Genomic DNA, 11870 nt, shown 5'->3' with positions numbered 1-11870 from the left:
CTACATTAATCGGAAAAGCCGGACACCAGCTCCCGCAAAGCCGCCTTGGCATCGGTCATGATCGAAACGCCGTCGCCCATCAGGAGGCAATCGAGCTCGAGATCCAGCAGTGTTTTCACACTGGCACGCAACCGCGCTGGGTCATCCATCTTTTCGTCGGGCAGCAACGAACAGCGTCCCGGAGGGTTGCCGATCACCAGATCGCCGATAAAGGCCAGACGCCGCTCGCGCCAGTAAAGCACCACCTCGCCGGGCGACTTTCCGGCAGCGGACAGGATATGGAGCGGACCGACCTGCGATCCGGGCGTGAGTTCGCCGTCGACCTCACAGCCCTGGGACCTGGCGTGGCGCACATCGTCGGCATGGATCAGGGTCTGGGCCTTGGTGGCCTCGCGGATACGATTGGCGGCACGGCTGTGGTTGCGGTTGGTGAGCAAAATCTTTGCGACGCCTTCGGAGACCATCCGTTCAAGGTCGGCTTCCTCCGGGTCCACCGGATCGATGACCAGATTGCCCGACGGCAGCGTCAAAAAGTACCCGTTGAAGTCATAACCGTGCGGTTCGGACAGACGGGACCAGGACCGGATTCCTTCAAGAACTTCACGCATTCGCTTTCACCGCCCTTATCAAATTTCAACGTCCCGCGGTCCCGCCGCAGATCGTCGTGCCCAGCTTTTAACATTGGTGCCGACTTCAAGCATAGCCTATACCAAGGAGCGTTGATAATGCCCCATAGAGATTGTCTATAGGGGCCTTCGGGCAGGAGAAGGGGCGCCGGCGATACGGCAGTATCGGTAAGGCCTTTCGACGCCGACCTCCGAAGGTCCCTGTAGACAACCGAAACGGCGGCTTCGCACGACTTTCAGGCTGCGTCCCGTGCGGCTTCCGATGCACCGGCTTGCGAACCCCGCATCGCTGCGCCGCTCGCTCCTATCTGAAAGACGCGTAAAGACGTCTCTATGAGTCATTATCAACGCTCCTTGGTATAAGATCATGACATAGTTGTTTCTTTCCGTTCGGAAGAAAGGATCAGGGCCATGTCAGCACGCGATCCGATGACCCATCTGGCGACTCATGACGTCTCCAATCAGGTTCCGCCGCTCGAAAACATCAATCTCTTCGAACAGGATGTCGTTCTTCGCGACGCCGTGGCGCGCGAGGGCGCCGGCTGGGCCGAGACAAAGCTGCGCGCGCTGGGCGCCACGCTCGGCGGCACGCAGGGACTGAAGCTGGGAGAGGACGCCAACCGCCATCCGCCGGAACTGCGTGCCTTCGATCGTTCCGGCCAGCGCATCGACGAGGTCGAGTACCATCCCGCCTATCACGCCCTGATGGGATTGGGGTTCGAATATGGCGTCCCCTCAATTGCCTGGACGGCAAATCAGTCCGGCGGTCATGTCGCCCATGCTGCGATGGAATACCTCTTCTCACAAGTCGAGGCGGGCGTTTGCTGCCCTATGACCATGACCTATGCGGCCGTCCCGGCGCTGCGCGTCCAGCCCGAAATCGCCGGGGAGTGGGAGCCGCGCCTGACCTCCTCCCACTACGACTCGCGGATGATCCCGGCCACGGAGAAAACCGGCGCCACGCTGGGCATGGCGATGACGGAAAAACAGGGCGGATCGGACCTGCGCGCCAATACCACAACCGCCACCGCAATCAACGGCGGCGGTCCCGGCGGCGAATATCTGCTGCACGGACATAAGTGGTTTTGTTCGGCCCCCATGTCGGACGCCTTTCTGACCCTGGCGCAAACCGAAAAGGGTCTTTCCTGCTTCCTGGTTCCGCGCTGGCGGCCGGACGGCACGCGAAACACGATCTTCATTCAGAGGCTGAAGGAAAAGCTGGGCAACCGTGCCAACGCGTCCAGCGAGATCGAGTATCATGACAGCTGGGCCCGCATGCTGGGCGAAGAAGGCCGCGGCGTGAAAACCATCATCGAGATGGTGCATCACACGCGGCTGGACACCTGCCTGGCGCCTGCCGGCCTTATGCGGCAGGCGGTTACCCAGGCAAGCCATCACGCCGCCCACCGCTCCGCCTTTCAGAAGCACCTTAACCAGCACCCCCTGATGCAAAATGTCCTGGCGGACCTGGCGATCGAATCCGAAGCGGCCAGCGTCCTGGTCATGCGCGTCGCCCGCGCCTTCGACGAGAGCAGCGAAAGCGAAGGCGCCCGTCTCTTCGCCCGGATTGCCGTGGCAATCGCAAAATACTGGATCAACAAGCGCGCGCCGAACCTGATTTACGAAGCGATGGAATGCCTTGGCGGCGCCGGCTATGTGGAAGATTCGATTCTGCCGCGCCTTTACCGTGAAGCCCCGCTGAACTCCATCTGGGAAGGCTCGGGCAACGTCATCTGCCTGGACGTCTTGCGGGCCATGCAGCGCGAACCGGAATCGATCTATGTCCTGCTCGACGAGATCGAGGAAAGCCGCTCCGCCGATCGCCGCCTGGGCATCGCCCTGGACAGACTCAAGGACATGCTGACCGACCCGAATGACATCGAGCTTCGCGCCCGGCGGATCACGGAACAACTGGCCATCTGTCTGCAGGGAGCGGTTTTGCTCAAGGTCGCCCCGCCGGAGATCAGCGACGCCTTCTGCGCCAGCCGTCTCTCCGACGACTGGGGCCGCAGCTACGGTACCCTGCCGACCGGTGTCGCCTGCGCCGCCATCGCCGAACGCAGCAGGCCGAAGCTCTAGCGCCGTGGCCAGCGGAGGTCTATCGCCCCTTTAGAGCAGATCCAGTGTGTCACGCATTTCAGATCCCTCTTGAACCACGATGACACATCGGATGGAAGCGCGGACGGGCGCAGGTCCGCTTTGTGGGACAAACCCGCCGGACGGATACATATGCGTTTGGACAATGAGGGGGGTGCCGTAATTCGCCGCAAACGCGAGCCAGTGATACAGCAATGTTAAAAGCCGACATTCAGGCGATCTTTAAACCGGGCTTCTCACTTCGGCGCCGTAAGTCGGCTTCGAGTCCACTTTACCCAATGCCGCACTACAGCCATTCTGAAACTAAACGCTAAAACCGGTCATTGGATGGGTGTGAGACTTTCGAAAACCTCGTGGGTGTGCACTGTTTGCTGCTGCTGCAAAAGGTTGGTGTCACTTAGGAAAGCTGGCGTTACTAATTCGAAAAAAGTTGATTCCACGCCAATCCGTTTCTGCCTGGTAAAAATTGGATGTATCGGTACACACAGTTTGCCAGATCCAACGACCTCGGGCGGACAATGACACTTGGTTGATGGCCGAAATTCATTGATGAGTCGGGTTCGGTAAATTACGCGTCCGTGTTTTCCATGTCGAAGTTGGCTGCCACCATAATGTTATAGGCACTGTTGATATCCTCGCGTAGCGCGTTGACTGCGCGTTCTGTATTCCCAGCGACAAGGCCGCTAACAATCTCCCGGTGCTGTTCGTTGGATATTTTGTAGTGCCCGAATTTCTGCAGAAGATGGAAATAGGGATTTATGCGCAACCAGATATTGCTGATTATCTCGAGCAACACCGGTGAACCTGCCTGTCGGTAAATCGCGAAATGAAAATCATAATTTGCGTGGAGAAATCCCTTTACCTCACCGGCGCGTTCCGCGGAAATCATGGCGTCCAATTTGCGTTCGATGTCACGTTTGAACTCAGGCGTGGAATTGTCAACTGCCCATCGGATGCATAAGGATTCGACTTCAAGACGCACGTTCCTCAAATCGGAGAAAACGTCCCTGTCGAGTTGGGGAACACCGATTGATCGACCCGAGACAACTGTCAATGCCCCCCCTGCCATCAACCGGGAAATCGCCTCGCGCACGGGCATGGGGCTGACGTCGAAAGCCTTGGCAATGCTGGCCACGGTGATCGATTCGCCGGGTGCAAGATTGCCTTCCAGAATCAACTCGCAAAGTTGCTGATACACTTCTGTCTGAAGTGTTTTACGGCGGACAGGTTTGACGGTGTTTAACGCGGAACTCATGGCACGGTCCTTGACTAGCGGGTTCCTTTTAACCTTCGGGTTTGGGTTTTGAAAGCTTATTGACTTTTGATCAAAGATCAATGATCAATATTAAGACGAACGGGAAAACACCGACGGAAAATGGGAGGAACCATGTTCAATTTCAGAAAAACCGTGGCCGGTTTGGCCATAGCGACGGGCATGTCTGCGATCACTGCGACATCAGCCTTTGCGCAGGAAAAATACGATATCTACTTATCGATGAGCTACATCGGTAATGACTGGCAGGCGGAAGCCGCCAATATGGTCAAGGCGCTGGCGTCACATTCTAACTACGCCGAGCGCATCAATCTGCAGGTGCAGGTTGCCGGGCCGAATGCACAGCGCCAGATCCAGCAGATCAATGCCATGGTGCAGGCGGGTGCGGATGCAATTGTGGTATACCCGATCTCACCAACCGCGCTGAACAATGTGGTTAAGAATGCCTGCGACAAAGGTGTCACCATCATCGCCTATGATGGCGAGATTTCTGAACCCTGCGCCTATAATGTGACCATCGATCAGCTTGAAGCGGGCCGCGTGACAGCTGAATGGCTGGTGGAGAAGATGGGCGGTCAGGGCGACGTTGTGATGATTACCGGCGTGCCCGGAACCTCGGTTGACGCGGCGCGTACGGCGGCTGCGAAAGAGGTGTTCGCCCAGCACGACGGCATCAATGTGGTCGGCGAAGCTGTTGGCATGTGGAGTCAGGCGGTTGCACGCACCGAAATGTCTAAAATACTAGCCACGCGCGACTGGGATAGCATTAATGGACTTTGGATGCAGGTCGGTTGCTTTACCGCAAACGCGATGCAGTTAGAGGCGGGAGCAGCTGCCGAAAATCTGCTGCCATGTGCGGGCGAAGGGTCAAATGGCGGTCGTATTCAGATGTTGCCGGCGGATACCGAAGTAGAGGGCGCTAATGGCCCCTACACGCCAATGGGGGCACCACGTATTTCCTATGCATCGCCACCCTATTCAGGTGCATTGGCGCTGAAACTTGCGGTCGACGTGCTGGACGGTAAAAAGGTGCCAGACGTGACGACGCTGCCTCTTCCGATTGTAACAAGTGAAACGATTCTGCTGTGCAAGACCGGGTCGTGGGAAGAGCAAAAAGCAGGCTGCAATGCCTTCCTGCCATCGCTTGTCTCGAACCCGGGCTGGTTTGCCTCGATCTTTTCGCAAGAGCTGCCCGAGGTGGGTTTGAACGCGGCGCTTGTCGGACAGCCTGAACCTTAAGAGATTGATACGATGTCCAACAACACCCGACGCTGAGAGGCGTCGGGTGTAAATGTCACTCGCGCCGGGAATTCCGAATGTCTGAAGAGAGCCTCCATCCTGTCATCGAAGTCGTGAATGTCAGTAAGGCTTACGGGCCCACGATTGCGAATGACAGCGTCTCATTCAGTGTGAAACGGGGAAGTGTTCACGCGGTTCTGGGTGAAAACGGCGCTGGGAAATCAACAACGATGAAATTGTTGTCCGGCCTCATCCGACCCGACAGCGGCACGATCCTGGTTGATGGTCGCGAAGTTTCGCTGAAATCTCCGCGCGACGCGCATGCGTCGGGTATTCAAACGGCGTTTCAGGAACTGACATTGATCGCGGACCTTAGTGTTCTTGACAACATGTTACTTCCCAAAGGGGCGACCAATCCAATCTCAATGCTGAAACGCGCCGAGGCTGCCCATGCAGTTTCCGCCCATTTCGGCGAGCTGGGATTGAATATTGAAATTGACGCTTTGGCCGGAGAACTTGATCTGGCCACTCGCCAGAAGATTGAGATTGCCCGCGTCCTTTATCGAGACCCGCGGATTTTGTTGCTGGACGAGCCGACTTCGGCACTGACCGGCGACGATGTCAAATGGCTGGGCGGGATTATTGCCGGTGCCAAGGCGCGCGGTGTCACCATTTTGTTCATATCGCACCGGATGCCGGAAGTGCGCGCCTTTTGTGACACCCTGACCATTTTGCGTAATGGCCAGCATATTAAGACCATACCCGTGGACGAGATTTCGGATGAAGAAATTCTTGAATTGATCGTCGGTCGATCAGTCGAAAGCGCCTTCCCGGAAAGGGGTGAGACCCACGCGGACAGCCGTACGCCGGTCCTGGAGGCCTGCAACCTGTCCGCCGGGGTCAAATCGCGCAATATCAGTTTCGGTCTTCATTCAGGTGAAATCCTTGGTGTGGCTGGGTTGCAGGGCATGGGGCAAAACGATCTGTTTGCAGCTTTGTTTGGCAACATCCCGATAGACAGCGGCGAGATGCGTGTTGATGGCGCGCCGGTCCATCTAAGATCGCCCGCAGATGCATTACATCCCTCAATTGCCATTGGTCTGGTGCCGGAAGAGCGTAAGACCCAGGGTCTGTTCCTGACGCTGACCGGCAAACAGAATGCAAGCCTGCCTGTGATTGATCGTTTCCGGAGTGGAGCGCTTCTTGACCCGCAAGCCGAGGCCGTGGCAACGCGAACAGCCTTTGACGCGGTTCAGGTGACAGCTCGGGCGCAATACCTGCCCGTCACCGCCTTTTCGGGCGGCAATCAGCAGAAAATCGCAATCGCAAAATGGCTGGTTGCGCAAAGTCGTATTCTGCTGCTGTTCGATCCGACCCGTGGCATCGATGTCGGCACGAAACACCAACTCTACGCATTGATGCGCGACTTCGCCTCGGCTGGTGGGGCCGTCCTGTTCCATTCCACGGAAATCCCCGAGTTGGTGCACATGTCCGACCGCGTTGGTGTTCTTTACGAGGGGCACATGACAGCGTGGTTGGAGCAGCACGAGATTTCCGAGACGCGTATCATGCATTTGGCTTTGGGCGGCGTGCCGGGCGATCATGAGGATGCGGCGTGAGTAATCCCGAAATCCAGATGCCTGCCCCGGCTGCGCGCAAAAGTTGGATTTGGCGTGAATTAGGCCACGGCCGTCCTGTAGTGATGACCTTTGCGGTTTTGATTGTCCTACTGGGTCTGACCAGCGCGATCAGCCCCTATCCCTTGTCCTACTTCGACATCTCCTTCATGGCCAGCGGCGGTGCGACGACATCGCTTGCCGCGATGGGGCAAACGTTGGTGATCCTGTCGGGCGGGTTTGATCTGTCGGCAGGCGCCGTCGTGTCATTGGTAAATGCCGTTCTGGCCAGCCAGATGGACTCGACGGATTTCGATGCCTCCGTGCCTTTGTGGACAGCGATCGGCGTTGCAGTTGGCATGAGCGTCGGCGCGTTCAATGGCTTTTTCATCGGCTTTTTACGGCTGCAGCCGATTGTGGTGACGCTGGCGACCATGTTCATCGTTCAAGGGCTTACCCTTTTGGTTTTGGACAAGCCCGGCGGCTTTATCTCGCCTTCAATCGGTGCCGTTTATATGGGCGACGCCATCCCCAATGTCCTACCGACTTCGATTGTCCTGATCGGGGCCGTCATTCTGCTTTGGCTCTGGCTTAAACGCACGCCTTTCGGTCTGGCGCTCTATGCGGTTGGCAGTGACCCCGAGGCCGCCACCGCCACCGGTTTGCGCACCAATTGGATTATATTCTTTACCTATGTGCTGGCAGGCGGACTTTATGGCCTGGCAGGCGTCTTTGTTAGCGCCCAGACCGGCTCGGGCGATCCACTGATCGGGAATTCACTGTTACTGCCGACATTCGCGGCCGTGGTGATCGGCGGCACGCGGCTGGGTGGCGGCAAGGGCGGGCTGGTTGGCACCGTCTTTGGCGCCTACATCTTGATGGTGGTTGTCAATATTCTCTTGTCACTCAACGTTTCAGCCTACTATTCGACAATTGCGGAAAGCGCCGTGCTGATACTTGCTGTGCTGGCCGGGTCAATGTCGAAAGACAGTCCCTTGGCGCACAAGTTGCGAGGAGCAAGGGAGTATTTGGCGGCCCGACGCAAAGGCACGCTGGTTTCACAACGCGCGACAGCAGACAATCGATTACGCTTTGCCGCACATTCAAAGGCTTCCGAACATCCGGCTCCCGGCTTTTGGATCCGCAATGGTGTGATGTTGCGATACACGCTGCCCGCCTTTGCGTGCCTGCTGATTGTGCTGGTCGTCACTCAGATGGTGCTCGGCAATGTCTTCACCAGTTTCCGTTACTGGGATGCGCTGCTGGTTCTTTCGTCTTTCCTCGCCATTTTGGCGCTTGGACAGGGGGCGGTGATCCTGACCGGCGGCCTTGATCTTTCGGTGCCCTGGATGATTGGTTTGTCGGGCATTCTGGTCGCAGGTATCGTTCACGGTTCTAACGGTGCGTTGATCTTCGCGATACCTGTCGTGCTCATCGTTTCTGTTGCCATCGGCACTCTGAACGGTCTGGGCGTCGTGGCATTGGGACTGTCACCCATCGTTGTGACATTGGCGATGAATGGCCTCCTGCAGGGTGCCGCGTTGATCTATTCAAACGGCACGCCAGATGGATTTGCTGCCCCGGCGCTACGCTGGATGATGACCGGTGAGATCGCGGGGATCACACCGATCATTCCCGCGCTCGCGGTTTTTGTAATCGGAGCCGTCCTGCTGTTGGGTCGTACAGCCTTTGGACGTCGCCTTTATGCCATCGGAAACAGCGAGATTGCCGCGCGTCTGTCGGGCGTGAATACGGGCAAGACCCTGATCGGCGTCTACATCATGTCGGCGGTCTGCGCGGCGCTGGTTGGCATCTTGTTGACCGGGTTCTCAGGGCAGGCGAGCCTTGGAATGGGGGATGATTATCTGTTGCCCTCAATTGCCGTGGTCGTGGTTGGCGGTGCGCTGATCACTGGCGGGCGTGGGCATTATATTGGCATGTTCGGCGGTGCGCTGCTTTTGACCGCAATGCAAACTCTGTTGGCCGGAACAACACTTCCGTTCGCCTTCCGATCGGTATTTTTCGGCCTCGTCATTCTCGCGGCAGTGATCGCCTTGCGCGAAAAAAGGACTACATAATCATGCCTGACAGCGAAGTCATGCGCCTACCGGGCCTGAAGGACCAGCGTGTTGCCATCACGGCCGGAGCGGGCGGCATCGGGCTGGCCATTGCGCGCACCCTTCATGCACAGGGTGCCAGAGTTGCGATTTGTGACGTTAATGCCCGCGCGCTCGAAACTGCCCGCTCCGAGTTGGGCGATTGCCCGTTCATTGTGGCGGATGTGTCCGATCCGGCTGCTGTGGACGGATTTTTTGATCTGATCGGAACAAAATTGGGCGGACTGGACGCGTTGATCAACAATGCCGGAATTGCCGGACCCACCGGTGGTATTGAGGACATTACTGTCGATGACTGGAAGCGATGCATTGACATCTGCCTGACCGGCCAATTCCTCTGCGCACGTCGTGCCGTTCCGATGCTCAGGGCTGCGGGCGGCGGCTCCATCGTCAGCATGTCGTCAGCGGCGGGCAAACATGGCTATGCGTTTCGCACACCCTATTCCTCGGCCAAATTCGGCGTTATCGGCCTGACCCAGAGCCTGGCTAAAGAGCTGGGTCCGCAAAACATCCGGGTGAACGCGATTCTGCCGGGAATTGTCGCAGGTCCGCGCATTGAGGGCGTCATTCGCGACCGCGCAACGGCAACAGGAGTCAGCTATGCGGACATGGAGGCAGATTATCTGCAAAAGACATCCCTTCGCCGGATGGTGACGATGGAAGACGTCGCGCGCACCGTTGCCTTCCTGCTGTCGGACGCCGGTGCCAACCTGTCTGGACAATCGCTGGCCGTTGACGGAAACGTGGAGACTCTCTGAACCATGCTGCGCGTCGCGATCACTGGATGCGGATTGAATGCAAGAAAATGACCAGGAAGGAACTCCCCAAGTGACAACGCATAAACAAGGCGGAAAAGTCATCATCACCTGCGCTGTCACCGGCGCGATCCATACTCCAAGCATGACCCCGCACCTGCCGATCACCCCGGACGAGATTGCGTCAGAGGCAATTGCCGCAGCGGAGGCCGGCGCGTCAATCCTGCATCTGCACGCGCGCAACCCCGACACCGGGCAACCTGATCAGAGTCCCGAGGCATTCGCGCCCTTTCTGCCGCGTGTCAAACAAGGCACCAACGCCGTGATCAACATCACCACAGGCGGCAGCCCTTATATGACGGTGGAAGAGCGTGTTCGTCCTGCGGCTGCCTACAGGCCCGAGGTTGCCTCACTCAACATGGGATCGATGAATTTCGGGTTGTTCCCACTTTTGAACAAATACAAAGAATTCAAATTTGACTGGGAGCGGGCGCATCTGGAAGGTTCGCGTGATCTAGTATTTCGGAACTCCTTCAAGAACATCGAGTATGTCCTTGAGACCTGTTACGGAAATGGCACCCGGTTTGAGTTCGAATGCTATGACATTTCGCATCTCTACAACCTAGCGCATTTTGCTGACCGGGGATTGGTCAAGGCGCCGTTCTTCGTGCAATCGGTATTTGGTCTTCTGGGTGGTATCGGCCCTCACCCCGAGGATGTCATGCATATGAAACGCACCGCCGAGCGGCTGTTCGGCGACGACTACCGGTGGTCGGTGCTCGGTGCTGGTTCCAACCAGTTCCGTATCGCCGCGCAGGCGGCAGCCCTTGGCGGAAACGTCCGGGTCGGGCTGGAAGACAGTATCTGGGCCGGCAAGGGCGAACTGGCCACGTCAAACGCCGTGCAGGTCAAGAAAGTGCGCCAGATCATAGAAGGGCTTGGGTTAGCTGTTGCCACACCGGATGAGGCGCGTGAAATCCTGTCGCTCAAAGGCGGCGATCAGGTGGCTTTTTGAGCACTGAAATTGGAGGGAGGAATTCAAATGCGGATCGAGGTTTTGCTGGACGTCAAAACCACACTTGGTGAAGGCCCTGTGTGGGATGTGGAACAACAAAGATTGTATTTCATCGACTCCATGGATGGCCGCGTGTTTCGCTGCACCGCCGAGGGAACCGAGATCCGTGCGTGGGATGTACCAGGCAAGATCGGCTCCATGGCGCTGCGCAAAGATGGCGACGGCGCGATCGTCAGTCTTCAGAGCGGGTTTCACCGGCTCGATTTCAAGACCGGGGAGTGTGAACTTTTCCACGATCCTGAACCAGACCTGCCCGCCAACCGCCTCAATGACGGCAAATGTGATCGCCGCGGCCGGTTCTTCGCCGGGTCAATGGACACAATGGAAGAAGGCCCCTCAGGCACGCTCTACCGCGTTGACCCTGATTTCAGCGTGACCAAGGTGGATGAGGGTATCATCTGCTCAAATGGCCCTTGCTTCAGTCCGGACGACAAGACCTTCTATTTTCAGGACACCTGGATCGGCGACATTTGGGCTTATGATTATGACATTGAAACGGGTGCGGTCTCTAACCGCCGGACATTTGCTTCGGTCGATGGCAGCGGTGGCGGTGCGGCGGATGGGTCAACCGTGGATGCCGAAGGCTATCTCTGGAACGCACTGGTCTATGACGGCAAGCTTTTGCGCTATGCCTCCGATGGCAGCCTCGATCGTGTGATCGACATGCCGGTCAAGAAAGTCACCAGCCTCAACTTCGGTGGGCCGAATATGGACATTCTTTTTGTCACCTCCATGGCCAAGCCACCCTTACCGCGCTTCCCCGGCGACGGTGTCCAACGCGGCAGCCTGTTCGCAATCTATGATCTGGGGATCAAGGGCGTACCCGAACCACGTTTTGGGGTGTAGACGCAATACATCCAAAACCGCAAAAATTCCGGCAGGTCTAATCGGAAATCTGTCATTCGGACCACTGATTATCCGTCTAGTTAGCACATGCGGCGAACGTCCGGTTCGGTGTTCCGCACCCGCGATATTGGCAATGCTAGTGAACGACCGCTTCTCTAATTGGGCGTTTGGGTCAAGCTCGTTTTCCTTGTTTCTTTCGGGTCATTGTCGCTCATCCGGGTCACGC

Annotated in this window: 9 protein-coding genes; 7 read left to right on the top strand and 2 right to left on the bottom strand. The window is 57.4% G+C overall.

Annotated elements, in window-relative coordinates:
• Positions 1–5 precede the first annotated feature (5 nt).
• Positions 6–608, bottom strand: a complete 603-nt coding sequence (locus QMZ18_RS10530) for a hypothetical protein (protein WP_282606254.1) — start codon at positions 606–608, stop codon at positions 6–8.
• Positions 609–1037: 429 nt separating this feature from the next.
• Between QMZ18_RS10530 and QMZ18_RS10525 the strand changes: the two genes are divergently transcribed.
• On the top strand, positions 1038–2705 hold the full coding sequence (locus QMZ18_RS10525) for an acyl-CoA dehydrogenase family protein (protein WP_282606253.1): 1668 nt from the start codon (positions 1038–1040) through the stop codon (positions 2703–2705).
• Between the two features lie 586 nt (positions 2706–3291).
• On the opposite strand, the gene QMZ18_RS10520 is transcribed toward QMZ18_RS10525, so the two are convergent.
• Complete coding sequence (locus QMZ18_RS10520; RefSeq protein ID WP_282606252.1) at positions 3292–4059, bottom strand: GntR family transcriptional regulator; 768 nt, start codon at positions 4057–4059, stop codon at positions 3292–3294.
• Positions 4060–4110: 51 nt separating this feature from the next.
• Here QMZ18_RS10520 and QMZ18_RS10515 point away from each other — a divergent pair, with 51 nt between their 5' ends.
• The 6 genes from QMZ18_RS10515 to QMZ18_RS10490 all read left to right on the top strand — a co-directional run bounded on the left by QMZ18_RS10515 (position 4111) and on the right by QMZ18_RS10490 (position 11644).
• Entirely contained in the window at positions 4111–5235 is a 1125-nt protein-coding gene (locus QMZ18_RS10515; RefSeq protein WP_282606251.1) for a sugar ABC transporter substrate-binding protein, read from the top strand.
• A gap of 77 nt (positions 5236–5312) precedes the next feature.
• Positions 5313–6854, top strand: coding sequence for a sugar ABC transporter ATP-binding protein (locus tag QMZ18_RS10510; RefSeq protein ID WP_282606250.1), 1542 nt, complete (start codon positions 5313–5315; stop codon positions 6852–6854).
• Positions 6851–8929: an ABC transporter permease gene (locus QMZ18_RS10505; protein ID WP_322097186.1), complete on the top strand. Its 2079-nt coding sequence runs from the start codon at positions 6851–6853 to the stop codon at positions 8927–8929. Before QMZ18_RS10510 ends, QMZ18_RS10505 begins: the two co-directional genes overlap by 4 nt.
• 2 nt (positions 8930–8931) lie before the next feature.
• A complete protein-coding gene (locus QMZ18_RS10500) occupies positions 8932–9726 on the top strand; it encodes an SDR family oxidoreductase (RefSeq protein ID WP_282606249.1) in 795 nt (264 codons plus the stop codon).
• A 70-nt stretch (positions 9727–9796) separates the two neighbouring features.
• A complete protein-coding gene (locus QMZ18_RS10495) occupies positions 9797–10738 on the top strand; it encodes a 3-keto-5-aminohexanoate cleavage protein (protein WP_282606248.1) in 942 nt (313 codons plus the stop codon).
• A gap of 27 nt (positions 10739–10765) precedes the next feature.
• On the top strand, positions 10766–11644 hold the full coding sequence (locus QMZ18_RS10490; RefSeq protein WP_282606247.1) for an SMP-30/gluconolactonase/LRE family protein: 879 nt from the start codon (positions 10766–10768) through the stop codon (positions 11642–11644).
• The last annotated feature ends 226 nt before the right edge of the window (positions 11645–11870 follow it).

It is taken from the genome of Pelagibius sp. Alg239-R121, assembly GCF_947331435.1.
Classification (GTDB): domain Bacteria; phylum Pseudomonadota; class Alphaproteobacteria; order Kiloniellales; family Kiloniellaceae; genus Denitrobaculum.
This window is presented reverse-complemented; position numbering and strand designations above follow the sequence as displayed.

Bases quoted from the DNA above. Each gene is read 5' to 3' on its own strand.
- QMZ18_RS10530 (WP_282606254.1), bottom strand. From the start codon at position 608: ATGCGTGAAGTTCTTGAAGGAATCCGGTCCTGGTCCCGTCTGTCCGAA.
- QMZ18_RS10525 (WP_282606253.1), top strand. From the start codon at position 1,038: ATGTCAGCACGCGATCCGATGACCCATCTGGCGACTCATGACGTCTCC.
- QMZ18_RS10515 (WP_282606251.1), top strand. From the start codon at position 4,111: ATGTTCAATTTCAGAAAAACCGTGGCCGGTTTGGCCATAGCGACGGGC.
- QMZ18_RS10510 (WP_282606250.1), top strand. From the start codon at position 5,313: ATGTCTGAAGAGAGCCTCCATCCTGTCATCGAAGTCGTGAATGTCAGT.
- QMZ18_RS10500 (WP_282606249.1), top strand. From the start codon at position 8,932: ATGCCTGACAGCGAAGTCATGCGCCTACCGGGCCTGAAGGACCAGCGT.
- QMZ18_RS10490 (WP_282606247.1), top strand. From the start codon at position 10,766: ATGCGGATCGAGGTTTTGCTGGACGTCAAAACCACACTTGGTGAAGGC.